The sequence below is a fragment of the Leclercia adecarboxylata genome (genome assembly GCF_006171285.1).
Lineage (GTDB): Bacteria > Pseudomonadota > Gammaproteobacteria > Enterobacterales > Enterobacteriaceae > Enterobacter > Enterobacter barmai.
This window is the reverse complement of sequence record NZ_CP040889.1, coordinates 3,397,236-3,422,162: the sequence shown is the minus strand read 5'-3', so window position 1 is coordinate 3,422,162 and position 24,927 is coordinate 3,397,236. Positions and strand designations below refer to the sequence as shown.

Annotated in this window: 21 protein-coding genes and 1 pseudogene; 21 read left to right on the top strand and 1 reads right to left on the bottom strand. The window is 54.2% G+C overall.

Translation table 11 applies throughout. From position 1 onward, the window contains the following. The first annotated feature begins 72 nt into the window (after positions 1-72). The 11 genes and pseudogenes from FHN83_RS18060 to FHN83_RS18010 all read left to right on the top strand — a co-directional run bounded on the left by FHN83_RS18060 (position 73) and on the right by FHN83_RS18010 (position 12,666). On the top strand, positions 73-1,119 hold the full coding sequence (locus FHN83_RS18060; RefSeq protein ID WP_139564554.1) for a PhoH family protein: 1,047 nt from the start codon (positions 73-75) through the stop codon (positions 1,117-1,119). Then, the gene (gene ybeY / locus FHN83_RS18055) at positions 1,116-1,583 is read left to right on the top strand and encodes an rRNA maturation RNase YbeY (protein ID WP_039031350.1); all 468 of its coding nucleotides are present in this window, start codon (positions 1,116-1,118) and stop codon (positions 1,581-1,583) included. Before FHN83_RS18060 ends, ybeY begins: the two co-directional genes overlap by 4 nt. A 104-nt stretch (positions 1,584-1,687) precedes the next feature. Continuing rightward, positions 1,688-2,566: a CNNM family magnesium/cobalt transport protein CorC gene (gene corC / locus FHN83_RS18050; RefSeq protein ID WP_039031351.1), complete on the top strand. Its 879-nt coding sequence runs from the start codon at positions 1,688-1,690 to the stop codon at positions 2,564-2,566. Between the two features lie 5 nt (positions 2,567-2,571). Further along, positions 2,572-4,110 carry an apolipoprotein N-acyltransferase gene (lnt, locus tag FHN83_RS18045; RefSeq protein ID WP_139564553.1) on the top strand — a complete coding sequence of 513 codons (1,539 nt, stop codon included), beginning with the start codon at positions 2,572-2,574 and terminating at the stop codon, positions 4,108-4,110. 415 nt (positions 4,111-4,525) lie between these two features. Next, positions 4,526-5,434 (top strand): amino acid ABC transporter substrate-binding protein, encoded by a 909-nt coding sequence (locus FHN83_RS18040; RefSeq protein ID WP_039031353.1) that lies wholly within the window; start codon positions 4,526-4,528, stop codon positions 5,432-5,434. Between the two features lie 158 nt (positions 5,435-5,592). Continuing rightward, complete coding sequence (gltJ, locus tag FHN83_RS18035) at positions 5,593-6,333, top strand: glutamate/aspartate ABC transporter permease GltJ (RefSeq protein WP_039031354.1); 741 nt, start codon at positions 5,593-5,595, stop codon at positions 6,331-6,333. Beyond that, on the top strand, positions 6,333-7,007 hold the full coding sequence (gene gltK, locus FHN83_RS18030) for a glutamate/aspartate ABC transporter permease GltK (RefSeq protein WP_039031355.1): 675 nt from the start codon (positions 6,333-6,335) through the stop codon (positions 7,005-7,007). The genes gltJ and gltK overlap by 1 nt, the downstream gene beginning before the upstream one ends. Beyond that, entirely contained in the window at positions 7,007-7,732 is a 726-nt protein-coding gene (locus tag FHN83_RS18025; RefSeq protein ID WP_138369598.1) for an amino acid ABC transporter ATP-binding protein, read from the top strand. The genes gltK and FHN83_RS18025 overlap by 1 nt, the downstream gene beginning before the upstream one ends. Positions 7,733-7,854: 122 nt before the next feature. Continuing rightward, on the top strand, positions 7,855-8,790 hold the full coding sequence (gene rihA / locus FHN83_RS18020; protein ID WP_139564552.1) for a pyrimidine-specific ribonucleoside hydrolase RihA: 936 nt from the start codon (positions 7,855-7,857) through the stop codon (positions 8,788-8,790). Between the two features lie 357 nt (positions 8,791-9,147). Continuing rightward, positions 9,148-10,806 (top strand): ShlB/FhaC/HecB family hemolysin secretion/activation protein, encoded by a 1,659-nt coding sequence (locus FHN83_RS18015; protein ID WP_139565457.1) that lies wholly within the window; start codon positions 9,148-9,150, stop codon positions 10,804-10,806. Between the two features lie 69 nt (positions 10,807-10,875). After that, positions 10,876-12,666, top strand: a pseudogene (locus FHN83_RS18010) (filamentous hemagglutinin N-terminal domain-containing protein). 73 nt (positions 12,667-12,739) lie between these two features. Here FHN83_RS18010 and FHN83_RS18005 read toward each other — a convergent pair. Beyond that, the gene (locus FHN83_RS18005) at positions 12,740-13,222 is read right to left on the bottom strand and encodes a zinc ribbon-containing protein (protein WP_139565456.1); all 483 of its coding nucleotides are present in this window, start codon (positions 13,220-13,222) and stop codon (positions 12,740-12,742) included. Positions 13,223-13,437: 215 nt separating this feature from the next. Here FHN83_RS18005 and leuS point away from each other — a divergent pair, with 215 nt between their 5' ends. The 10 genes from leuS (at position 13,438) to dacA (ending at position 24,879) form a co-directional block, all read left to right on the top strand. After that, positions 13,438-16,020 carry a leucine--tRNA ligase gene (leuS, locus tag FHN83_RS18000; protein WP_139564551.1) on the top strand — a complete coding sequence of 861 codons (2,583 nt, stop codon included), beginning with the start codon at positions 13,438-13,440 and terminating at the stop codon, positions 16,018-16,020. A 14-nt stretch (positions 16,021-16,034) separates the two neighbouring features. After that, entirely contained in the window at positions 16,035-16,601 is a 567-nt protein-coding gene (gene lptE, locus FHN83_RS17995; protein WP_139564550.1) for an LPS assembly lipoprotein LptE, read from the top strand. Beyond that, positions 16,601-17,632, top strand: coding sequence for a DNA polymerase III subunit delta (holA, locus tag FHN83_RS17990; protein WP_139564549.1), 1,032 nt, complete (start codon positions 16,601-16,603; stop codon positions 17,630-17,632). Before lptE ends, holA begins: the two co-directional genes overlap by 1 nt. A gap of 1 nt (position 17,633) precedes the next feature. Continuing rightward, positions 17,634-18,287 carry a nicotinate-nucleotide adenylyltransferase gene (gene nadD / locus FHN83_RS17985; protein ID WP_139564548.1) on the top strand — a complete coding sequence of 218 codons (654 nt, stop codon included), beginning with the start codon at positions 17,634-17,636 and terminating at the stop codon, positions 18,285-18,287. A gap of 270 nt (positions 18,288-18,557) precedes the next feature. Further along, positions 18,558-18,875: a ribosome silencing factor gene (gene rsfS, locus FHN83_RS17980; RefSeq protein WP_032617029.1), complete on the top strand. Its 318-nt coding sequence runs from the start codon at positions 18,558-18,560 to the stop codon at positions 18,873-18,875. Between the two features lie 3 nt (positions 18,876-18,878). Continuing rightward, the gene (gene rlmH, locus FHN83_RS17975) at positions 18,879-19,346 is read left to right on the top strand and encodes a 23S rRNA (pseudouridine(1915)-N(3))-methyltransferase RlmH (RefSeq protein WP_139564547.1); all 468 of its coding nucleotides are present in this window, start codon (positions 18,879-18,881) and stop codon (positions 19,344-19,346) included. A gap of 30 nt (positions 19,347-19,376) precedes the next feature. Beyond that, the gene (mrdA, locus tag FHN83_RS17970; protein ID WP_039031363.1) at positions 19,377-21,278 is read left to right on the top strand and encodes a peptidoglycan DD-transpeptidase MrdA; all 1,902 of its coding nucleotides are present in this window, start codon (positions 19,377-19,379) and stop codon (positions 21,276-21,278) included. 2 nt (positions 21,279-21,280) lie between these two features. Beyond that, a complete protein-coding gene (gene mrdB, locus FHN83_RS17965; RefSeq protein WP_039031364.1) occupies positions 21,281-22,393 on the top strand; it encodes a peptidoglycan glycosyltransferase MrdB in 1,113 nt (370 codons plus the stop codon). A 10-nt stretch (positions 22,394-22,403) separates the two neighbouring features. Then, the gene (rlpA, locus tag FHN83_RS17960; RefSeq protein ID WP_139564546.1) at positions 22,404-23,528 is read left to right on the top strand and encodes an endolytic peptidoglycan transglycosylase RlpA; all 1,125 of its coding nucleotides are present in this window, start codon (positions 22,404-22,406) and stop codon (positions 23,526-23,528) included. A 139-nt stretch (positions 23,529-23,667) separates the two neighbouring features. Further along, entirely contained in the window at positions 23,668-24,879 is a 1,212-nt protein-coding gene (dacA, locus tag FHN83_RS17955) for a D-alanyl-D-alanine carboxypeptidase DacA (protein ID WP_039031366.1), read from the top strand. The last annotated feature ends 48 nt before the right edge of the window (positions 24,880-24,927 follow it).

Below are 24,927 nucleotides of genomic sequence, written 5' to 3'. Positions count from 1 at the left end.
AACCTGTGGCGTGAATAATTTCATAAGACAGACCCACTGCCTTATGACACCCGAGACATTAAGAGGAACGGTTTGAATATAGATACGCGTGAAATTACCCTTGAGCCAGCAGACAACGCTCGCCTGCTGAGCCTGTGCGGGCCGTTTGATGACAACATCAAACAACTGGAGCGACGTCTGGGTATCGAGATTAACCGTCGCGATAACCATTTCAAACTCACCGGCCGCGCCATCTGCGTTAATGCAGCTGCGGATATTCTCAATAGCCTGTACGTCGATACCGCGCCAATGCGCGGCGAAATCCAGGATATTGAGCCGGAACAGATCCATCTGGCGATCAAAGAAGCGCGCGTGCTGGAGCAGAGCGCTGAGAGCGTTCCGGAATATGGCAAAGCCATCCATATCAAAACCAAGCGTGGGGTAATTAAGCCCCGCACGCCAAACCAGGCGCAGTACATCGCCAATATTCTCGACCATGATATTACCTTCGGCGTCGGCCCGGCGGGTACGGGTAAGACCTACCTTGCGGTAGCGGCCGCCGTGGATGCCCTGGAGCGCCAGGAGATCCGCCGTATTCTGCTTACCCGCCCTGCGGTGGAAGCGGGCGAAAAGCTCGGCTTTTTACCCGGCGATCTAAGCCAGAAAGTCGACCCGTATCTGCGTCCGCTGTACGATGCGCTGTTCGAGATGCTTGGCTTCGAGAAGGTCGAAAAACTGATCGAACGTAACGTCATCGAAGTAGCCCCGCTGGCCTACATGCGCGGGCGCACATTGAACGATGCGTTCATCATTCTGGATGAGAGCCAGAACACCACCATCGAACAGATGAAGATGTTCCTGACCCGTATTGGCTTTAACTCCAAAGCGGTGATCACCGGCGACATCACCCAGATCGACCTGCCGCGCAGCACCAAATCCGGTCTGCGCCATGCCATCGAAGTGCTGAGCGAAGTGGACGAAATCAGCTTTAACTTCTTCCACAGCGAAGACGTGGTGCGCCACCCGGTGGTAGCCCGTATCGTCACGGCGTATGAAGAGTGGGAAGCAGCAGATCAAAAACGTAAAGCAGAACAGGCAGCGGAACGCAAACGCGAAGCCCAGGAGCAAGAGCAGAAATGAGTCAGGTGATCCTCGATTTACAACTGGCATGTGAAGAGTCTTCCGGCCTGCCGGAAGAGAGCCAGTTCCAGGCGTGGCTGAATGCCGTCATCCCCCAGTTTCAGGAAGAGTCGGAAGTGACGATTCGCCTGGTGGATGAAGCAGAAAGCCACGAGCTGAACCTGACCTACCGCGGTAAAGATAAGCCGACTAACGTCCTCTCTTTCCCGTTCGAAGCGCCGCCGGGCATTGAACTGCCGCTGCTGGGTGATTTGATCATCTGTCGTCAGGTGGTGGAGCAGGAAGCGCAGGAGCAGCAGAAGCCGCTCGAGGCCCACTGGGCGCATATGGTAGTGCACGGCAGCCTGCATCTGCTGGGTTACGACCACATTGAAGATGACGAAGCAGAAGAGATGGAATCCCTCGAGACAGAGATAATGCTTGCTCTGGGCTATGAGGATCCGTACATTGCCGAGAAAGAGTAGTCTGTAGGGCGCGCTTGCGCCCTGCTGGCATAATGTGCCGTTGCGTATGACAAAAGTCCGCGGCGGCAATCAATAGACCAACATGAGAACCCTTAACAAACGCCATGAGCGACGACAATTCACACAGTAGCGACACACCAAACAGCAAAAAAGGATTTTTCTCCCTCCTTCTGAGCCAGCTGTTCCACGGGGAACCTAAAAACCGTGACGACCTTCTGGAGCTCATCCGTGACTCCGGGCAAAACGAGCTTATCGATGAGGATACGCGCGAGATGCTCGAAGGGGTAATGGACATCGCCGACCAGCGCGTTCGCGATATCATGATCCCGCGTTCCCAGATGATTACCCTGAAACGCAACCAGACCCTGGACGAGTGCCTCGATGTCATTATCGAATCCGCTCACTCGCGTTTCCCGGTGATCAGCGAAGACAAAGATCACATCGAAGGGATTTTGATGGCTAAAGATCTGCTGCCGTTTATGCTCAGCGATTCCGAAGCCTTCAGCATGGAAAAAGTGTTACGCCCGGCGGTGGTTGTTCCGGAGAGCAAGCGTGTTGACCGCATGCTGAAAGAGTTCCGCTCCCAGCGCTACCACATGGCGATTGTTATCGATGAATTTGGCGGTGTTTCGGGCCTGGTCACCATCGAAGATATTCTTGAACTGATCGTGGGTGAAATCGAAGACGAATATGACGAAGAAGAGGATATCGACTTCCGTCAGCTTAGCCGCCACACCTGGACCGTGCGTGCGCTCGCCCCAATCGAAGATTTCAATGACACCTTCGGGACCCACTTCAGCGATGAAGAGGTGGATACCATCGGCGGGCTGGTAATGCAGGCGTTTGGTCACCTGCCGGCGCGTGGCGAGACCGTGGAAATAGACGGTTACCAGTTCAAGGTGGCGATGGCCGACAGTCGACGTATTATTCAGGTTCATGTAAGAATGCCGGACGATGCTCCGCAACCCACACTGGATGATTGATTTAAATGGCATTTGCCCCACTGTTTGAACGCCAGCGCACGCGTTTGCTACTGGCGCTGATCCTCGGAGCCAGCGGTACGCTGGCTTTTTCCCCTTACGACTTCTGGCCTGCTGCCCTGCTCTCCCTGATGGGACTTCAGGGGCTGACGCTTAACCGACGCCCTGTTCAGGCGGCGGCGATTGGCTATTTCTGGGGTCTGGGCCTGTTTGGCGCCGGTATTAACTGGGTTTACGTCAGCATTGCCCAGTTTGGCGGCATGCCAGGCCCGGTGAACGTCTTCCTCGTCGTGCTGCTGGCGGCGTACCTCTCGCTGTACACCGGTCTGTTCGCCGGGATCCTCTCGCGCCTGTGGCCGAAAACCAGCTGGCTGCGTGTGGCCATTGCCGCCCCGGTGGTCTGGCAGGTAACCGAGTTCCTGCGCGGCTGGGTGCTGACCGGGTTTCCGTGGCTGCAGTTTGGCTACAGCCAGATAGACGGCCCGCTGAAAGGGCTGGCGCCGGTGATGGGCGTCGAGGCGATCAACTTCCTGCTGATGGTGGTGAGTGGCCTGCTGGTGCTGGCGCTGGTGCAGCGCAACTGGCGACCGCTGGTGATGGCTCTGGTGCTCTTTGCCCTGCCTTTCCCGCTGCGTTATATCCAGTGGTTCACTCTTGAACCGGAACGCGCAACCCAGGTGTCGATGGTTCAGGGCGATATCCCTCAGTCGCTGAAATGGGATGAAGGCCAGCTGCTCAACACCCTGAAAATTTATCTGGATGCCACCCAGAAAGAGATGGGCAAATCCCAGCTGATTATCTGGCCGGAGTCGGCAATTCCGGATCTGGAGATTAACCAGCAGCGTTTTCTTGCCATGATGGACGATCTGCTGCGGGCGCGAAACTCCACCCTGATAACCGGTATCGTTGACGCGCGTCTGAACAAGCAAAACCGTTACGACACCTACAACACCATCATTACGCTTGGGAAAGACAACCCGTACAGCTACGAGTCGACTAACCGCTACAACAAGAATCACCTGGTACCTTTTGGTGAGTTTGTGCCGCTGGAGTCGATTCTGCGTCCGCTGGCACCGTTCTTCGATCTGCCGATGTCCTCCTTTAGCCGGGGTTCTTACGTTCAGCCTCAGCTGAGCGCACACGGATTTCTGCTGACCGCCGCCATCTGCTACGAGATCATCCTGGGTGAACAGGTGCGGGATAATTTCCGCCCGAACACCGACTACCTGTTGACTATCTCTAACGATGCCTGGTTCGGTAAGTCGATTGGTCCATGGCAGCACTTCCAGATGGCGCGGATGCGCTCTCTGGAGCTGGCGCGTCCTCTGCTGCGCAGCACCAACAACGGTATCACTGCCGTGATTGGCCCGCAGGGCGAAATTCAGGCCATGCTCCCGCAGTTCACCCGCGACGTACTGACGGCAAAAGTCACGCCCGCCACGGGGCTGACGCCGTACGCCCGCACCGGCAACTGGCCGCTGTGGATCCTCACCGCCCTGTTCGGTTTCGGCGCTTTGCTGATGAGTTTGCGCCAGCGTCGTAAGTAGCTTTTTCCCCCTCACCCTAACCCTCTCCCCTTAGGGGAGAGGGGATCGTCCTTGCATATTTGCCCCATCCTGCTTGCCTTTCTCCCTCTCCCTTTCAGGGAGAGGGCCGGGGTGAGGGTTAATTCTGGCACGCCTGTTGCTTTATTTATTCACGTAAACGCGATTTGGCTTAATGTGAAACCTTGTCGCACCAGCATAGTTCACCGGTAGCACCGAAACGGTGCAACGAAAGATTTATGCCTCTGAATGGTGCGGCGCGCTTCGCAAAAATAAACAATAACGCAGCAAAATCTTTACATTAAGCCAAACTAAATGTTAACAAACATGTATAACACTGCACTCGTATCGCGCGAGCTATAACAACATCACACCGAATATCAATGCGTCTCTGGCGCTGATAAAAAAGGAGTTGGATATGCAATTACGTAAACTGGCCACAGCAATGCTGGTGATGGGATTGTCCGCAGGCGTGGTTCACGCTGAAGATGCTGCGCCGGCAGCAGGCGGCACCCTGGAAAAAATCGCTAAAAACGGCGTGATTGTGGTCGGCCACCGTGAGTCATCTGTTCCGTTCTCATACTACGACAACACGCAAAAAGTCGTGGGCTACTCACAGGATTACTCCAACGCGATCGTTGACGCGGTGAAGAAAAAGCTGAACAAACCGAATCTGGAAGTGAAGCTGATCCCAATCACTTCACAAAACCGTATCCCGCTGCTGCAAAACGGCACCTTCGATTTTGAGTGTGGCTCCACCACCAACAACCTTGAGCGTCAAAAACAGGCTGCCTTCTCCGACACGATCTTCGTGGTGGGTACCCGACTGCTGACCAAAAAAGGCGGCGAGATTAAAGACTTTGCCGACCTGAAAGGCAAAGCGGTGGTTGTGACCTCCGGTACCACCTCTGAAGTTCTGCTGCACAAGCTGAATGAAGAGAAGAAAATGGACATGCGTATCATCAGCGCCAAAGACCACGGTGACTCTTTCCGTACCCTGGAAAGCGGCCGCGCAGTTGCCTTTATGATGGATGATGCCCTGCTGGCCGGTGAACGTGCTAAAGCGAAGAAACCAGACAACTGGGAGATCGTGGGCACCGCGCAGTCCAAAGAGGCCTACGGCTGCATGATGCGTAAAGACGATGCGGAATTTAAGAAACTGGTCGATGACACCATCGCTCAGGTTCAGACCTCTGGCGACGCGGAAAAATGGTTCGATAAGTGGTTCAAGAACCCAATCCCACCAAAGAATCTGAACATGAACTTTGAACTGTCTGACGACATGAAAGCACTGTTTAAAGAACCGAATGACAAGGCACTTAACTAATTAGAACCACTAAGGGGCGGGATCTCCTGCCCTCTCGATTGTCGGGAAGCGCGGACAGACTAAACGTTGAGTGGTCGTTCCCCACTCAGCGCGAACATTAAAGCTTCTCACCAATCTTCGAGGGTAGCGCTGCTACCCTTTTTTTTCTGGAGTTTACTATGTCAATTGACTGGAACTGGGGCATTTTCCTGCAGCAAGCCCCGTTCGGCAACACCACCTATCTTGGCTGGCTGTGGAGCGGTTTTCAGGTCACGGTCGCACTGTCGATCACCGCCTGGATTATTGCGTTTCTCGTCGGCTCGTTGTTCGGTATTTTACGTACCGTCCCTAACCGTTTTCTCTCTTCGCTGGGAACCCTCTACGTCGAACTGTTCCGTAACGTTCCGTTAATCGTGCAGTTCTTTACCTGGTATCTGGTCATTCCTGAACTGTTGCCGGAAGATATCGGCATGTGGTTCAAATCTGAACTGGATCCGAACGTTCAGTTCTTTGTCTCCTCGATGCTCTGCCTCGGCCTGTTTACCGCTGCCCGTGTTTGTGAGCAGGTACGTGCGGCGATCCAGTCGCTGCCACGCGGACAAAAAAATGCCGCACTGGCGATGGGTCTGACCCTGCCGCAGGCTTACCGCTATGTTCTGCTGCCGAATGCCTATCGCGTGATTGTGCCGCCGATGACCTCGGAGATGATGAACCTGGTGAAAAACTCGGCCATCGCCTCCACGATCGGTCTGGTGGATATGGCCGCGCAGGCGGGTAAACTGCTGGACTATTCCGCCCACGCGTGGGAATCCTTTACCGCCATTACCCTGGCGTACGTGCTGATTAACGCTGTGATTATGCTGGTGATGAACCTGGTCGAACGTAAAGTTCGCCTGCCGGGCAACCTGGGGGGCAAATAATGTACGAGTTTGACTGGAGTTCTATTGTTCCTTCCCTGCCCTACCTGATTGATGGGCTGATTATCACCCTGAAGATCACCCTGACGGCGGTGGTGGTCGGGATTGTCTGGGGTACGCTGCTGGCGGTGATGCGCCTGTCGAGCTTTAAGCCTGTCGCCTGGTTTGCAACGGCCTACGTCAACGTGTTTCGTTCCATCCCGCTGGTGATGGTGCTGCTGTGGTTCTATCTCATCGTACCCGGTCTGCTGCAGGACGTGCTTGGCCTGTCGCCGAAATCTGACATCCGCCTGATCTCGGCGATGGTGGCCTTCTCCATGTTTGAGGCGGCGTACTACTCGGAGATTATCCGTGCCGGGATCCAGAGTATCTCCCGCGGGCAGTCCAGCGCCGCGCTGGCGTTAGGCATGACCCACTGGCAGTCGATGAAGCTCATCATTCTGCCGCAGGCGTTCCGCGCCATGGTTCCGCTGCTGCTGACCCAGGGCATCGTATTGTTCCAGGACACCTCGCTGGTGTATGTACTGAGCCTGGCAGACTTCTTCCGTACCGCCTCTACCATCGGCGAGCGCGATGGTACTCAGGTTGAGATGATCCTGTTCGCAGGTGCGGTCTATTTTGCAATTAGTTTAAGTGCGTCGCTGTTGGTCAGCTGGCTGAAGAAAAGGACAGTGTAATGATTTCCCTGAAAAATGTTTCTAAATGGTATGGGCACTTTCAGGTGCTGACCGACTGCTCCACGGAAGTGAAAAAGGGCGAGGTGGTGGTGGTTTGCGGGCCGTCCGGCTCCGGTAAATCCACGCTGATCAAAACCGTGAACGGCCTTGAGCCAGTGCAGCAGGGCGAGATCACCGTCAACGGCACCAAAGTGAATGACAAGAAAACCAACCTGGCGAAGCTGCGCTCCAACGTCGGGATGGTGTTCCAGCACTTTGAACTGTTCCCGCATCTGTCGATCATTGAGAACCTGACCCTGGCCCAGGTAAAAGTCCTCAAGCGCGACAAAGCAGCAGCACGCGAGAAAGGCCTGAAACTGCTTGAGCGCGTAGGGCTTTCTGCACATGCCGATAAGTTCCCGGCGCAGCTCTCCGGCGGCCAGCAGCAGCGCGTGGCGATTGCCCGCGCGCTGTGTATGGATCCGGTGGCCATGCTGTTTGATGAACCCACGTCGGCACTCGATCCTGAGATGATCAACGAGGTACTGGACGTCATGGTTGAGCTGGCCAATGAAGGGATGACCATGATGGTGGTGACCCACGAAATGGGCTTTGCGCGTAAAGTGGCGAACCGCGTCATCTTTATGGATGAAGGCAAAATCGTCGAGGATTCGGCCAAGGAAGATTTCTTTGCCAACCCTCAGTCCGAACGCGCTAAAGACTTCCTCGCCAAAATTCTGCATTAATCCCTCTGGTGCGCAATCGCTCAGATTGCGCACCGCTTCACGCTTTTCATCTGTTTGCCTCGTCTGCTCCTCTCTTCAGCGTTAGCCTTGTCACAAAACAACACTGAGAAATGGAGAATTCAATGGCACTACCTATTATCCTCGATTGCGACCCGGGTCATGATGACGCGATCGCTCTCGTCCTCGCCCTCGCCTCACCGGAACTGGAACTCAAGGCGGTGACCTCTTCTGCCGGAAACCAGACTCCGGACAAAACCCTGCGCAACGTGCTGCGAATGCTGACGCTTTTAAAACGCAGCGATATTCCGGTGGCAGGCGGCGCCTCTAAGCCTCTGATGCGCGATTTGATTATTGCCGACAACGTGCACGGTGAAAGCGGTCTTGATGGCCCTGCCCTGCCTGAGCCCGATTTTGCCCCGCAGGATTGCACGGCCGTGGAACTGATGGCAAAGGTACTGCGTAAAAGCCCTGAACCGGTGACGCTGGTGGCAACCGGCCCGCAGACTAACGTCGCTCTGCTGTTGAACGCTCACCCTGAACTGCACGCAAAAATCGCCCGGATTGTGATCATGGGCGGCGCGATGGGGCTGGGCAACTGGACGCCCGCGGCGGAATTCAACATTTATGTCGACCCCGAAGCCGCCGAAATCGTTTTTCAGTCCGGCATCCCGGTAGTAATGGCCGGGCTGGATGTGACGCACAAGGCGCAAATTATGGCGGAGGATATCGAGCGTTGTCGCCGTATTGGTAACCCGGTGGCGACCACAGTGGCGGAGCTGCTGGACTTCTTTATGGAGTACCATAAAACCGAGAAATGGGGTTTTCACGGGGCGCCATTGCACGATCCCTGTACCATCGCCTGGCTACTTAAACCCGATATGTTCACCGCTATCGAGCGCTGGGTTGGCGTCGAGACGCAGGGGAAATATACCCAGGGTATGACCGTCGTGGATTATTACTTTTTAACCGGTAACTCCCCTAACGCCACGGTGTTAACAGATATAAACCGTGCCGCCTTTGTTGATCTGCTGGCGCAGCGACTTGCATTCTACAATTAATTCAGAAACCTGCGCTCTTGTCCCAGGACCAGAGCGCAGAGATGAATCATTCAGCACATCTATTAAGATCATAATTTCAGCTATCAATTCATAAAGAATTAAGAAAAAGACACGTAGCAACGCGCTAGCGCTTTCGCTATTATCCCTCATCTTTTTATAAAGGTATCACCCCAGTAAATTTTCAGTAAGTAAATCGGAATTAAGTACTCCTCAAAATATAATTCACTTTATTTCTATTATTATTCCGATAACCTCGACTATAAAAACGGCGTTAATTCAGGGATGGAACTCTGAATGATTAAGTCATTAAATCAACTTCAAATGAAATGGATTTCTTTTATGCGAAAAACTTGCGTTATGCTTATTACTGGCCTGTTTATTTATGCCGGGGGGGGTAAACATGTCTACGCCAGTAATAGTCATCCAGACACCACACAATCGGAACAGGACAAAGCACGCCAGACGGCGTTAAAACCGATGGAGCAGGAATATACACCCGGCAGCATTTATACCGGTGAGAAAATGCTTAAGTTTCCTGAAGAGTCCGTCTGCAAATATATCAATGACGTGGTCATCGAATCAGATGACGCAGCCCTCACCCGCAGAATGCTCGGCAAATTGACCGCCCAGGCGAAATCACGATGCCTTGGCATAAATGGCATTCAACTACTGGCGCACGCGTTACAAAATGAACTTATCGCGCGTGGGTACATTACTTCACTGATTGATATCCCTTCTCAGGATATGGCGAATGGCATTCTAATCCTGACGTTGGTTTATGGCCGGGTAGGAGAAATAGCATATGATGCGAAAACCGAAAATGACGAAACCCGTCTGTGGAACACAATGCCCACCTCTTCAGATAACATATTAAATCTGAAAGACTTAGAAATGGGTATGGCGAATCTCCAGCGCCTCCCTGGCACATCGGCTCATATGAAATTACAGCCCGGGAAGCAGTACGGCGAAACCGACATCGTCATTACTCGCAAGCTGGATAAAATGTGGCAACTCGGCGCCTGGCTGGATGATGCGGGAAGCCGCGCTAGTGGACGCTATCAGGGCGGTGCTGCGCTGTACCTTTATGATTTGACTGCCCTTGACGATATCCTTTATCTCGCTGCAGGCGGCGATGTGGAATATCAGCAGAAAAATGACGGCAACCATAACAGCAGCCTCTATTACTCTGTTCCCTTCGGCTACTGGAATCTTAGCGTTTATGCGTCTCACAGCACCTACCTGCAACAGTTCAGGGGGAATTACTCAACGGTAGATTATGAAAGCAAGAACCGTTATTACAGCGCCACGCTGGAACGACTGATCTCTCATACCCGGGACCAAAAAACCTCGCTGAGCGCACGAGTGTCTAAAAGCCGTTCCCGTTACTATTTTGGCGGTGAGGAATTGATGGTAATGCGTAAGCAAAATCCCGCCTGGGAACTGGGTGTACGCCACCAGCACTACTTTAACAAAAAGATCGTCGATGCCGGAATAACGATGCAGCATCGGTTAGGCTGGCTGAGCTCAACGCCAACGCCTGAAGAAAAGGCGGGTTTATATAATAAACAGGCACGCGTCGTTCGTGCCGACATTAAAGCATTAATGAAGTTTGACAACACCGGAGAAAAGTTCGCCTGGGCTCCGCATTTTAGTCTGCAAATTAGCCCTGATACCTTATCCAGCGATAATTTATTTAATATTGGCAACCGCTGGTCAGTAAGAGGATTTGATGGTGAAAGCACGCTATTCAGTAACCAGGGATGGTATCTGCGCAATGATTTTATCTGGAACATCCCAACACCCGACCAGCAATTTTATGTCGGTCTGGATGCAGGAAAAATTATCGGCAGCGATCGGTATCAATCCGGAAAAGTATTATCCGGCGCGGTAGTGGGTTTGCGTGGAGAAAAACTGGCAACTCAATACGATCTTTTTATCGGCACACCACTTGTGAAACCCGAGAGTTATCATACCGATGCGCTTAATATGGGTTTTTCATTGCAATGGAGGTACTAAACAACATAAAAAATCACTCGTTTATTTAGCAGTAATTTTCGGAAATATTTTTATTAAAGGAATAATCACATGTTTAAATTTAAAATCAGCTATGTCGCCCTGGCGGCAGCACTTTCAGCAACTGGCGTAAATGCCGATCCTTTCAGCTATAACCATTTATCTGGCGCAAAAGTCATTGATATCGAAGCACCTAATGCTGCCGGTGTTTCGCATAATATGTACCGTGAATTTAACGTGAGTGATAAAGGTGCCATTCTGAACAACAGCGCGAGCGATGTTGTTCACGGCACGTTGGGTAATATTGCCAGGAACAATAATCTGGCTAACGGAAGCGCTTCCGTCATTCTTAACGAAGTAACTTCTAATAAATCCAGCGCCCTGAACGGTTTTATCGAGGTCAATGGTCAGAGAGCCGATGTCGTCATTGCTAACCCGAACGGCATCTCCTGCTCCGGCTGTAGCTTTGTCAACGCCAATAAAGTGGTTATGACAACCGGTAAAGTCAACATGACCGACACCGGGGCTATCGGCAGCTATACCATCACCAGCGGCAAAATTAGCATTGATGGTAATGGCATGAACGCTGCAGAAAACTATGCCGCTCTGCTGGCTGACGTTATCAGCCTCAACGGCCAGGTTAATGTTAAAAATGCCATGATAAGCGCCGGTAACTTCACCCTGAACAATAGCACTGGTCAGATCACCTCCGCCGGAAAAACAGCCACCCTGAAACAGATGCTCTTCCCTGAATACAGCATTGACGTCAGCGCAATGGGAGGTGTTAAAGCCGACAATATTACCATGGTGGGCAATAATCTCGGCTTTGGTGTACGCAATACTGGCGCAATTGTTGCGAAGGGCGTTCTGTCCATGGCCAGCAATGGTATGCTGGTAAACGAACGCTCTATTACCAACAGTGGTATGGTGACCCAGATAATGTCTGCGGGCGAAATAAAAAACACAGGTAATATTTCAAGCGCCAATATTGCCGTACTGAATAGCGCCAATAATCTTGTTAATACCGGCACGATTTTCAGCGGTAACCAAATGGCCGTTTCAGCAGCGAGTGATATCTCTAACAAAGGTACCATTAAGGCAATTAACGAGCTTGTAATTGCCACCAACGGCAATCTGGAAAATATGGGTGCAGCATATATTCATTCTGGAAATAGGCTGACCATCTCCGCAGCGGGTAATATTACTCAAAAAGGTGGATCAATGTACGGTGCCAACACCGCGTTCACCTTCGGCGGAAACAGTTTCACTTCAGACCGTTATATTTATGGCACTGAAACTTTGCAAATTACGTCGACCAAAGACAACCAACTCTCCTCAGGTGAAATCATTAACTCAGGCTCAATGTCCGGTGGCGATATCCTCATTCAGACTAACGGCACTATCACCCAACACGCTAATAGCCAAATTAAGGCGAGCAAAAGTCTGACTACGGCAAGCAACTAGCTGAACAACTCCGGTTATATGGGAGGTACTTATACTACGGTCATGATTCAGAATAATAAAACTGATAACTACGGTCATATCGAGGGTACTGGGGTTAGCGTCATTACCTCTGGCGATCTGTATAACGAAGCGCTGATTCGCTCCTGGGGCGATCTCACCCTGAGTACGCAAAATAAAGGCAACATTATTAACCGCGGCCATATTACGGCGCAGGATACGCTGAACTTGACTGCCAAAAAAGTTGAGAACGGTGGTTATAAATGTGGTTTCCTGAACTTAAAAACCTGCGGCGTTGGTGCATTGACCGCTAACAAAATGATTCTGGATTCTTCCCATAAATATGCATCAAACATGGGTGGCAATCAGAACTTTAAGGCGACAGAAATCATTACCAGATAAGCAGTACTTTAACAACGGTGCGCAAGTTTTGCGCACCGATTTACTGTAAAGAAGATAACTTTTTACTACGGATTCAAGGTTCAAATGGCCGACGCTGGAACTGATCGTGGCCGCATTTTGGACAGAGCGGCAGCATCTCTGGGGTATAGATGGCCAGATGAAAATGGCACTTCTCACACACCAGATTCCCCAGCCCGACAACCTCACCGCTGTGATACACCCCGTGATGATTGAGATCCTGGAATACCTCGCGCCACTCCAGCTGGGTTTTATCGGTGATGTCCGCCAGCTCCTGCCACAGGCTCTCTTTGATCACCCGCATAAATACGCTGTCGGTAGCCTCATCCTGGCTCTCGCCATAGCTACGGGCAAACTCCTCCAGATCGCGGCGAACCGCGCGGGTCACCTCTTCCACTTCGGTGCGCGTTAACTCACCCGTCTGCATCACCTTAACGCGTGCATGCTCGACGAGCGCATCTATATCACGCTCACCGTTCCGCAGACGTTCTGTCAATGTGGCGACCAGTTCACGGTAAAATTGAGCAACCTTGTTCATCATTTTGCCTCCCGGGTAAGTAAACCTCTCTAATGATAGACCTTATTTGCGCCCCGCTTTGTCAGGTCATCCACACTCTGCGTAAATACCTGCAAGTCGCTTTTAGTGGTAAAGGCTGTTTTGACGCGGGCGTTTGGGCTATGCTATGCGGATCTGAATTACCACATCCATTGGCTACGTTTGTAGCTGTATTGAACACAGGACCACTGGCTGCCATGCAAGAGCAATACCGCCCGGAAGAGATAGAATCGAAAGTCCAGCAACACTGGGACGAGAAGCGCACTTTTGAAGTCACCGAAGACGAGAGCAAAGAGAAGTATTACTGCCTGTCGATGCTTCCCTATCCTTCTGGCCGACTACACATGGGCCACGTGCGTAACTACACCATCGGTGATGTGATCGCCCGTTATCAGCGCATGCTGGGCAAAAACGTCCTGCAGCCAATCGGCTGGGATGCGTTTGGTCTGCCTGCAGAAGGTGCAGCGGTAAAAAACAACACTGCGCCAGCGCCATGGACCTACGACAACATCGCCTACATGAAAAACCAGCTCAAGATGCTGGGCTTTGGCTATGACTGGAGCCGCGAGCTGGCAACCTGCACCCCTGAATACTACCGCTGGGAGCAGAAGTTCTTCACCGAGCTGTATAAAAAAGGCCTGGTGTACAAGAAAACCTCTGCCGTTAACTGGTGCCCGAACGATCAGACCGTTCTCGCTAACGAACAGGTCATCGACGGCTGCTGCTGGCGCTGCGACACCAAGGTTGAACGTAAAGAGATCCCGCAGTGGTTTATCAAAATCACCGCTTACGCCGACGAACTGCTGAACGATCTGGATAATCTGGACCACTGGCCAGATACCGTTAAGACCATGCAGCGCAACTGGATCGGCCGCTCTGAAGGCGTGGAGATCACCTTCAACGTTGAGAACTACGATCAGACTCTGACCGTCTACACTACCCGTCCGGACACCTTCATGGGTGCGACCTACCTGGCCGTTGCCGCAGGTCACCCTCTGGCGCAGAAAGCGGCAGAGAACAATCCGGAACTGGCAGCCTTCATCGACGAATGCCGCAACACCAAAGTGGCCGAAGCCGACATGGCAACGATGGAGAAAAAAGGCGTTGCCACCGGTTTCTACGCGACGCACCCGCTGACTGGCGAAGCGATCCCGGTCTGGGCCGCCAACTTCGTTCTGATGGAGTACGGTACCGGCGCAGTTATGGCCGTTCCGGGTCACGATCAGCGCGACTACGAATTTGCCACTAAATACAACCTGGCGATCAAGCCGGTTATCCTGGCTGCGGATGGCTCAGAGCCGGACCTGTCCGAACAGGCATTGACTGAAAAAGGCACCCTGTTTAACTCCGGCGAATTTAGCGGCCTGAGCTTCGAAGAAGGCTTCAACGCCATTGCTGACAAACTGGCCGCGCTGGGCGTCGGCGAGCGTAAAGTTAACTACCGTCTGCGCGACTGGGGTGTTTCCCGTCAGCGTTACTGGGGCGCACCGATTCCGATGGTTACCCTGGAAGACGGTACCGTGATGCCAACGCCAGAAGATCAACTGCCGGTGATCCTGCCGGAAGATGTGGTTATGGATGGCATCTCCAGCCCGATCAAAGCCGATCCTGAGTGGGCGAAAACCACCGTTAACGGCATGCCTGCGCTGCGTGAAACCGACACCTTCGACACCTTTATGGAGTCCTCCTGGTACTACGCGCGCTACACCTGCCCGCAGTATCAGGAAGGCATGCTGGATTCCAAAGCAGCAAACTACTGGCTGCCGGTGGATATCTACATCGGTGGTATCGAACACGCCATCATGCACCTGCTCTACTTCCGCTTCTTCCACAAGCTGATGCGCGACGCAGGCATGGTGAACTCTGACGAGCCAGCGAAACAGCTGCTGTGTCAGGGCATGGTGCTGGCAGACGCCTTCTACTACGTGGGCGCGAACGGCGAGCGTAACTGGGTCTCCCCGGTTGATGCCATCGTTGAGCGCGACGACAAAGGCCGTATCGTTAAGGCGAAAGACGCCGCGGGCCACGAGCTGGTTTACACCGGCATGAGCAAAATGTCGAAGTCCAAAAACAACGGCATTGACCCGCAGGTGATGGTTGAGCGCTACGGTGCCGACACCGTGCGTCTGTTCATGATGTTTGCCTCTCCGGCAGATATGACCCTTGAGTGGCAGGAGTCCGGCGTTGAAGGGGCTAACCGCTTCCTGAAACGTGTCTGGAAACTGGTTTACGAGCACACCTCTCAGGGTGACGCCCCGGCGCTGGATACCGCTGCACTGACTGAAGATCAGCAGGCGCTGCGTCGCGATGTTCATAAAACGATTGCCAAAGTGACCGATGATATTGGTCGCCGTCAGACCTTCAACACCGCAATTGCGGCTATTATGGAATTGATGAACAAGCTGGCGAAAGCCCCGCAGGACGGCGAGCAGGATCGCGCCATCATGCGTGAAGCGCTGCTGGCGGTCGTACGTATGCTGAACCCGTTCACCCCACACGCCAGCTTTACCCTGTGGCAGGAGCTGAACGGCGAAGGCGATATCGACAATGCACCGTGGCCGGTGGCGGATGAATCCGCAATGGTTGAAAACACCACCCTGGTCGTTGTGCAGGTAAACGGTAAAGTCCGCGGTAAAATCACTGTTCCGGTTGATGCAACCGAAGAGCAGGTCCGCGAACGTGCCGGCCAGGAGCATCTGGTGGCGAAGTATCTTGATGGCGTTACCGTACGTAAAGTGATCTACGTACCTGGTAAACTGCTGAACCTGGTCGTTGGCTAAGCGCGGGAGGAAGCGTGCGACAACTGGCAACATTACTATTATCGCTGGCGGTGCTGGTCACCGCCGGATGTGGCTGGCACCTGCGCAACACCACACAGGTGCCGGAACAGATGAAAACGATGATTTTCGATTCGGGGGATCCTAATGGTCCGCTTAGCCGTGCCATTCGTAACCAGCTGCGCCTGAACGGCGTTGATCTGATCGAAAAAAGTACGCTGCGCCAGGATATCCCGTCATTCCGCGTCATAAGCTCTTCCCTGAGCCAGGACACCGCCTCCATCTTCCAGGATGGTCGTACTGCGGAATACCAGATGGTGATGGAAGTGCACGCTGCGGTTCTGATCCCGGGTAGCGATATTTACCCAATCAGCACCAAGGTCTACCGTTCGTTCTTCGATAACCCGCAGACAGCCCTTGCGAAAGACGCTGAGCAGACCATTATCGTGAACGAAATGTATGACAAGGCAGCGGAGCAGCTGATCCGTAAGCTGCCGAGCGTCCATTCCGCTGAAAAAGAGAACGCCCAGAAGGCTACACCTGCGGCATCCTCATCTCGCGTCTCCACGACGCTGGGTCAGTAATGCTCAGGTTGTACCCTGAACAACTCCGCGCGCAGCTCAATGAAGGGCTGCGCGCGGCGTATCTACTGCTCGGAAACGACCCACTTTTGCTTCAGGAGAGCCAGGACGCCGTTCGTCAGATTGCGGCCAGCCAGGGCTTTGAGGAGCACCACAGTTTCACTCTGGATAACAGCACCGACTGGCAGGAGATTTTCTCGCTCTGCCAGGCAATGAGCCTGTTTGCCGCCCGGCAAACCCTGCTTATTCAGCTCCCGGAAAATGGCCCTAACGCGGCCATCAACGAACAGCTTGCCACGTTGGTTAGCCTGCTGCACAGCGATCTGTTGCTGATTGTTCGTGGCAACAAGCTAACTAAGGCGCAGGAGAATGCCGCCTGGTTTACCGCGCTGGCAAACCATTCGGTGCAGGTATCCTGCCAGACCCCGGAGCAGGCACATCTGCCCAAATGGGTAGCGGCCCGGGCAAAACAGCTGAATCTGCAGCTGGATGACGCCGCGAACCAGCTACTCTGTTACTGTTACGAAGGCAATTTACTGGCCCTTGCCCAGGCGCTGGAACGTCTGTCATTGCTCTGGCCGGATGGCAAACTGACCTTACCGCGCGTTGAGCAGGCGGTTAACGACGCGGCGCACTTCACCCCTTTTCACTGGGTCGATGCCCTGCTTTCGGCAAAGAGCAAACGCGCTCTGCATATCCTGCAGCAGCTGCGTCTCGAAGGCAGCGAGCCGGTTATTCTGCTGCGCACCCTGCAGCGCGAACTGCTGCTGCTGGTTACGCTGAAACGTCAGTCCGCGCATACGCCCCTGCGCGCGCTGTTTGATAAGCACCGGGTCTGGCAGAATCGCCGCGGCATGACCACCGAAGCCTTGAACCGACTGAGCCCGGAACAGCTGCGCCAGGCCGTTCAGCTTCTGACGCGTACCGAGCTGACCCTGAAGCAGGATTACGGTCAGTCGATCTGGTCTGAGCTGGAAAGCCTCTCCCTGCTGCTGTGCCACAAGGCGCTGGCCGATATCTTTATAGAAGGTTGAGATGCAATCTTTACAGGCACTGTATGGCGGCACCTTTGACCCGGTCCACTACGGGCATCTGAAACCGGTCGAGATCCTCGCCAACCAGATTGGCCTGCAGCGCGTCACGATAATGCCCAACAACGTGCCGCCGCATCGCCCGCAGCCAGAAGCCACCCCCGCCCAGCGCAAAGAGATGCTGGCGCTGGCTATTGCCGATAAGCCGCTGTTTGTTCTTGATGAGCGAGAGCTGCGCCGGGACAGCCCTTCGTATACCGCGCAGACTTTACAGGCCTGGCGCAGCGAACAAGGGCCGGAAAAACCGCTGGCGTTTATTATCGGTCAGGACTCGCTGCTCAATTTCCCCACCTGGTATCAGTATCAGACGATCCTCGATAACAGCCACTTAATCGTCTGCCGTCGTCCGGGCTATCCCCTGACGATGAAAGAGGAGCAGCACCAGCTGTGGCTGGAGCAGTATCTGACGTATCAGGTTGAGGATCTGCACAATCTGCCGGCCGGCAAAATTTACCTCGCGGAAACCCCCTGGTTTGATATCTCAGCGACGCTTATCCGCCAGCGTCTGCAGCAGGGACTCCCCTGTGATGAGATGTTACCGCTGCCGGTGTTAAGTTACATTCAGCAGCAGGGCCTGTATCAGAAAAGCAGCAACTGACTGGCGTGCGGGAGAAAAAGCGTGCCATTCGCGCTCTCGCCATTGACACCCCCGTCCAGGCTGATATCCTCCGCTGCCAGACTTCCCGCCAGCACGGTTTTACAAAAACTGTTTTACAAAAATGGCGATGCAATCTCCGGCATAGGGTGGGATGATACCCGCCTTCGCATGCCCGTCCGGTGACATTTGTCCCGACACTGCAGCCAGTTCAGGTATACTGTCTGGCTACGAATTTACAGTTATTCAATCTCACTCTCCCAGGGGGAAAACTTGCAGGGTAAAGCACTCCAGGATTTTGTTATCGACAAAATTGATGATCTGAAAGGTCAGGACATCATTGCCATCGACGTTCAGGGCAAATCAAGCATCACCGATTGCATGATTATCTGCACCGGCACCTCCACTCGCCATGTTGCTTCCATCGCTGACCATGTGGTTCAGGAATCTCGCGCTGCCGGCATGCTGCCGCTCGGCGTTGAAGGCGAAGCCACCGCTGACTGGGTCGTCGTTGACCTTGGCGATGTGATTGTCCACGTCATGCAGGAAGAGAGCCGTCGCCTGTATGAGCTGGAAAAACTCTGGGGTTAATGCGTGAAGCTGCAACTGGTAGCCGTCGGTACAAAAATGCCCGACTGGGTACAAACGGGGTTTACTGAATATCTGCGTCGTTTTCCAAAAGACATGCCGTTTGAGCTGGTGGAGATCCCCGCTGGCAAACGCGGCAAAAATGCGGATATCAAGCGTATTCTCGATAAAGAGGGTGAGCTGATGCTGGCGGCCGCAGGCAAAAACCGCATCGTCACTCTCGATATTCCGGGTAAACCCTGGGATACGCCGCAGCTGGCGCACGAACTGGAGCGCTGGAAGCATGACGGTCGCGACGTCAGCCTGTTAATTGGCGGTCCGGAGGGATTATCCCCCGCCTGCAAAGCGGCAGCAGAACAAAGTTGGTCTCTCTCCGCGTTGACGCTTCCCCACCCGCTGGTCCGGGTTCTGGTTGCTGAAAGCCTCTATCGCGCGTGGAGCATCACGACCAACCACCCTTATCACCGTGAGTAATGATTAAGTCTTGGGTAGATTAAGCAGCGGATGAAACTACAGAATTCTTTTCGCGACTATACGGCTGAGTCCGCGCTGTTTGTGCGCCGGGCGCTGGTCGCCTTTTTGGGGATTTTGCTGCTGACGGGCGTGCTGATCGCCAACCTCTATAATCTGCAGATTGTCCGTTTTACCGATTACCAGACCCGCTCCAACGAAAACCGCATCAAACTCGTCCCCATCGCCCCCAGTCGCGGCATTATCTATGACCGTAACGGTACGCCGCTGGCGCTGAACCGCACGATCTATCAGATTGAAATGATGCCTGAGAAGGTCGATAACGTGCAGCAGACGCTCGATGCGCTGCGCAGCGTAGTGGATCTGAATGATGACGATATCGCCGCCTTCAAAAAAGAGCGCTCCCGCTCGCATCGCTTTACGTCGATCCCGGTAAAAACCAACCTCACCGAAGTGCAGGTTGCCCGTTTCGCCGTGAACCAGTACCGCTTTCCTGGCGTGGAAGTTAAGGGCTACAAACGTCGCTTCTACCCTTACGGTTCCGCGCTAACGCACGTCATCGGCTATGTCTCCAAAATTAACGATAAAGACGTCGACAGGCTGGATAAAGACGGCAAGCTCGCCAACTACGCGGCAACGCACGATATCGGCAAGCTGGGTATTGAACGCTATTACGAAGACCTGCTCCACGGCCAGACCGGTTACGAAGAAGTTGAGGTCAACAACCGCGGCCGTGTGATCCGCCAGTTGAAAGAGGTGCCGCCCCAGGCCGGGCATGACATCTATCTGACCCTGGATCTCAAACTCCAGCAGTATATCGAAACCCTGCTGGCGGGCAGCCGTGCGGCGGTCATTGTGAGCGACCCGCGTAGCGGCAGCATTCTGTCGCTGGTGTCGACCCCAAGCTATGACCCGAACCTGTTCGTCGATGGTATCTCCAGTAAAGACTACTCTGGCCTGCTCAACGACCCGAACACGCCGCTGGTCAACCGCGCGACGCAGGGTGTCTATCCGCCTGCGTCAACGGTGAAACCCTACGTGGCGGTCTCTGCCCTGAGCGCAGGGGTGATCACCCGTAATACCGGTCTCTTCGACCCGGGCTGGTGGCAGTTGCCGGGTTCCGAAAAACGCTACCGCGACTGGAAAAAATGGGGCCACGGCCACCTGAACGTCACCAAATCACTGGAAGAGTCAGCGGATACCTTCTTCTACCAGGTCGCCTACGACATGGGTATCGACCGTCTGTCCGAGTGGATGGGCAAATTTGGCTATGGTCATTACACCGGGATCGACCTGTCGGAAGAGCGCTCCGGCAACATGCCAACCCGTGAATGGAAGCTGAAACGCTTTAAAAAGCCCTGGTATCAGGGTGACACCATTCCGGTGGGGATCGGCCAGGGCTACTGGACCGCGACCCCGATTCAGATGAACAAAGCGCTGATGATCCTTATCAATGACGGGGTGGTGAAAGTGCCGCACCTGCTGATGAGCACCGTTGAAGACGGCAAAAAAGTGCCATGGTCGCAGCCGCATGAGCCGCCGGTGGGTGATATCCACTCCGGCTACTGGGAAATTGCCAAAGACGGAATGTACGGCGTTGCCAACCGCGCGAACGGTACGGCGCACAAGTACTTTGCCGGGGCTCCGTATAAAATCGCGGCAAAATCCGGTACCGCGCAGGTCTTCGGCCTGAAGGCGAACGAAACCTATAACGCACACAAAATTGCTGAACGTCTGCGTGACCACAAGCTGATGATTGCGTTTGCTCCTTATGATAACCCGCAGGTTGCGGTGTCGATTATTCTGGAAAACGGCGGTGCCGGCCCGGCGGTCGGTACCATTATGCGCCAGATCCTTGACCACATTATGCTGGGTGACAACAACACTGAATTGCCGAGCGAGAGCCCGGCTGCCGCTGGCGCGGAGGACCAATAATCGTGACCGATAATCCGAATAAAAAATCGCTGTGGGACAAGATCCACATCGACCCGGCCATGCTGCTGATCCTGCTGGCGCTGCTGGTTTACAGCGCTCTGGTTATCTGGAGTGCCAGTGGTCAGGATCTCGGGATGACCGAACGTAAGATCGGTCAGATCACCATGGGTCTGGTGATCATGGTGGTGATGGCGCAGATCCCGCCGCGCGTCTATGAAGGCTGGGCGCCCTATCTCTACATTTTCTGTATTATTCTGCTGGTGGCGGTAGATGCCTTTGGGGCTATTTCGAAAGGCGCGCAGCGCTGGCTTGACCTGGGTATCGTGCGTTTTCAGCCCTCCGAGATTGCGAAAATCGCCGTCCCGTTAATGGTGGCGCGCTTCATCAACCGTGATGTTTGTCCGCCGTCGTTGAAAAATACTGCGATTGCGCTGGTGCTGATCTTCCTGCCTACGCTGCTGGTTGCAGCCCAGCCGGACCTCGGCACCTCGATTCTTATCGCCCTTTCCGGCCTGTTCGTGCTGTTCCTCTCCGGGCTGAGCTGGCGGCTTATCGGGATTGCGGTGGTGCTGGTCGCGGCCTTTATCCCGATCCTGTGGTTCTTCCTGATGCACGATTATCAGCGTCAGCGCGTGATGATGCTGCTTGATCCGGAGAGCGACCCGCTCGGAGCAGGCTATCATATTATACAGTCGAAGATTGCGATCGGCTCTGGCGGCCTGCGCGGTAAGGGCTGGCTGCACGGTACTCAGTCACAGCTTGAGTTCCTGCCGGAACGTCATACCGACTTTATCTTCGCGGTTCTGGCCGAAGAGTTGGGCCTGGTGGGCATTTTGATTCTGCTGGCGCTCTATCTGCTGCTAATCATGCGTGGATTATGGATCGCAGCCCGCGCGCAAACCACCTTTGGTCGCGTCATGGCCGGTGGCTTGATGTTGATTTTATTCGTTTATGTTTTCGTAAATATTGGTATGGTGAGCGGTATTCTGCCGGTGGTTGGCGTACCGCTTCCCCTGGTGAGTTACGGAGGCTCGGCCCTGATTGTACTGATGGCCGGGTTCGGGATCGTCATGTCGATCCACACACACAGAAAAATGTTGTCAAAAAGCGTATAAGGGGCACGCAATGCGTAAGCAGTGGTCTGGGATCTGCATCGCAGTGAGTTTACTGGCAGCCTGTACAAGTGACGATGGTCAGCAGCAAGCGACCGTCGCGCCGCCGCAGCCAGCCGTATGTAATGGACCGGTGGTTGAGATCAGCGGAGCCGATCCGCGTTTTGAACCACTGAGCGCTACCGCGAATCAGGATTACGAACGTGACGGTAAAAGCTACAAAATCGTTCAGGATCTGTCCCGATTCAGTCAGGCAGGCCTGGCGGCGATTTATGATGCCGAGCCGGGAAGCAACCTGACCGCATCCGGTGAAGCCTTCGATCCGATGCAGCTGACGGCTGCGCATCCCACCCTCCCCATTCCGAGCTACGCGCGTATTACTAACCTGGCGAATGGCCGGATGATTGTGGTGCGTATCAACGACCGTGGCCCTTACGGCAACGACCGCGTTATTTCGCTGTCACGCGCAGCGGCTGACCGTCTGAACACCTCAAATAACACCAAAGTCCGGATCGACCCGATTATTGTTGCCCAGGACGGCTCTCTGTCCGGCCCGGGTATGGCCTGTACCACTGTGGCTAAACAGACTTATGCCCTGCCCGCGCGTCCCGACCTGAGCGGCGGTATGGGTAGCGCGTCGTCCGCATCCGAACCAATGCCTGCAGAGGGTGACGTGCGCCCCATCAGCAACGACACGCTGAAAAGCGAAGACAGCATGGGCGCGCCGGTCAGCAGCAGCGGCTTCCTCGGTGCACCGACGACCCTCGCCTCTGGCGTGCTGGAAGGCAGTGAACCGCCAGCGCCACAGCCGGTTGTCACCGCCCCGGTGAACCAGACGGCGCCGGTCACGGCGCCTGTCTCTGCCCCAGTTCAGGCTCCGGTTGCGGCCCCTGTTTCCGCCCCTGCTCAGGCCGGTGGCTATGTCGTTCAGGTTGGCGCAGTTAGCGATCGGGCGCGTGCTCAGCAGTATCAGCAGCGTCTCGGCCAGCAGTTTGGCGTTCCGGGTCGCGTTGAGCAAAATGGCGCGGTCTGGCGTATCCAGCTTGGCCCGTTTGCCATCAAATCTGAGGCCGCTGCGTTACAGCAACGCCTGCAGAATGAAGCGCAGTTACAGTCGTTTATCGCTGTTGCGAAATAATTAATCAGCGGTATCCGAATTGTCAGTATTTGTAATGCTGATTCACACTCTCATGCTGAAAGTCGGATGCCTGCCTGTATAGCATTTGCTATAGTAAGGCACTTTTTTTAATTCCATCACGGATGTCGTTGTTCTGACCATGAAGACCACTTTCTCCGCTCGTTTTATGCAGCGCATGGCGCTCACTACGGCGCTTTGCGCAGCCACGCTCTCTGTTGCTCACGCCGATGACCTGAATATCAAGACCATGATCCCGGGCGTTCCGCAGATCGACGCGGAATCCTACATCCTGATCGACTACAACTCCGGCAAAGTGTTGGCTGAACAGAACGCTGACGCACGTCGCGACCCGGCCAGCCTGACCAAAATGATGACCAGCTATGTCATCGGCCAGGCGATGAAAGCAGGTAAATTCAAAGAGACAGACCTTGTCACCATCGGCAACGACGCGTGGGCCACCGGCAACCCGGTATTCAAAGGCTCATCCCTGATGTTCCTGAAACCGGGCATGCAGGTTCCCGTCTCTCAGTTGATCCGTGGTATCAATCTGCAGTCCGGTAACGATGCCTGCGTGGCAATGGCCGATTTTGCCGCCGGCAGCCAGGACGCTTTCGTTGGTCTGATGAACAGCTACGTGAGCGCGCTGGGTCTGAAAAATAGCCACTTCCAGACCGTTCACGGCCTGGATGCGGACGGTCAGTACAGCTCTGCGCGCGATATGGCGCTGATTGGCCAAGCGCTGATCCGTGACGTGCCGAACGAATACACCATCTACAAAGAGAAAGAGTTCACCTTTAACGGTATCCGTCAGACCAACCGCAACGGCCTGCTGTGGGATAACAGCCTGAACGTTGACGGCATCAAAACCGGTCACACCGATAAAGCGGGTTACAACCTGGTGGCCTCAGCGACAGAGGGCCAGATGCGTCTGATCTCTGCGGTAATGGGCGGCCGTACCTTCAAAGGGCGTGAAACCGAAAGCAAGAAACTGCTGACCTGGGGCTTCCGCTTCTTCGAAACCGTGAACCCGCTGAAAGCAGGTAAAGAGTTCGCCTCTGAACCGGTCTGGTTCGGTGATAACGACCGTGCCTCACTGGGCGTGGATAAAGATCTCTACCTGACCATTCCCCGTGGCCGTATGAAAGACCTGAAGGCCAGCTATGTGCTGAACTCCAGCGAGCTGCACGCCCCGCTGCAGAAAAACCAGGTTGTCGGCACCATCAACTTCCAGCTCGATGGTAAAACCATCGATCAGCGCCCTCTCGTGGTGCTGGATGAAATCCCTGAAGGCAATTTCTTCGGCAAAATCATTGATTACATTAAATTGATGTTCCATCACTGGTTTGGTTAAGAATTGAACACTTGAAAGTGTGATTTCTGTCCCCATATACTATGTAAC

Coding starts and splice junctions, on each gene's coding strand:
- FHN83_RS18005 (WP_139565456.1), bottom strand. CDS start 13,222: ATGAACAAGGTTGCTCAATTTTACCGTGAACTGGTCGCCACATTGACA.
- rihA (WP_139564552.1), top strand. CDS start 7,855: ATGGCACTACCTATTATCCTCGATTGCGACCCGGGTCATGATGACGCG.
- gltK (WP_039031355.1), top strand. CDS start 6,333: ATGTACGAGTTTGACTGGAGTTCTATTGTTCCTTCCCTGCCCTACCTG.
- lnt (WP_139564553.1), top strand. CDS start 2,572: ATGGCATTTGCCCCACTGTTTGAACGCCAGCGCACGCGTTTGCTACTG.
- gltJ (WP_039031354.1), top strand. CDS start 5,593: ATGTCAATTGACTGGAACTGGGGCATTTTCCTGCAGCAAGCCCCGTTC.
- FHN83_RS18015 (WP_139565457.1), top strand. CDS start 9,148: ATGCTTATTACTGGCCTGTTTATTTATGCCGGGGGGGGTAAACATGTC.
- nadD (WP_139564548.1), top strand. CDS start 17,634: ATGCAATCTTTACAGGCACTGTATGGCGGCACCTTTGACCCGGTCCAC.
- corC (WP_039031351.1), top strand. CDS start 1,688: ATGAGCGACGACAATTCACACAGTAGCGACACACCAAACAGCAAAAAA.
- rlpA (WP_139564546.1), top strand. CDS start 22,404: ATGCGTAAGCAGTGGTCTGGGATCTGCATCGCAGTGAGTTTACTGGCA.
- dacA (WP_039031366.1), top strand. CDS start 23,668: ATGAAGACCACTTTCTCCGCTCGTTTTATGCAGCGCATGGCGCTCACT.
- ybeY (WP_039031350.1), top strand. CDS start 1,116: ATGAGTCAGGTGATCCTCGATTTACAACTGGCATGTGAAGAGTCTTCC.
- holA (WP_139564549.1), top strand. CDS start 16,601: ATGCTCAGGTTGTACCCTGAACAACTCCGCGCGCAGCTCAATGAAGGG.
- leuS (WP_139564551.1), top strand. CDS start 13,438: ATGCAAGAGCAATACCGCCCGGAAGAGATAGAATCGAAAGTCCAGCAA.
- FHN83_RS18025 (WP_138369598.1), top strand. CDS start 7,007: ATGATTTCCCTGAAAAATGTTTCTAAATGGTATGGGCACTTTCAGGTG.
- mrdA (WP_039031363.1), top strand. CDS start 19,377: ATGAAACTACAGAATTCTTTTCGCGACTATACGGCTGAGTCCGCGCTG.
- FHN83_RS18040 (WP_039031353.1), top strand. CDS start 4,526: ATGCAATTACGTAAACTGGCCACAGCAATGCTGGTGATGGGATTGTCC.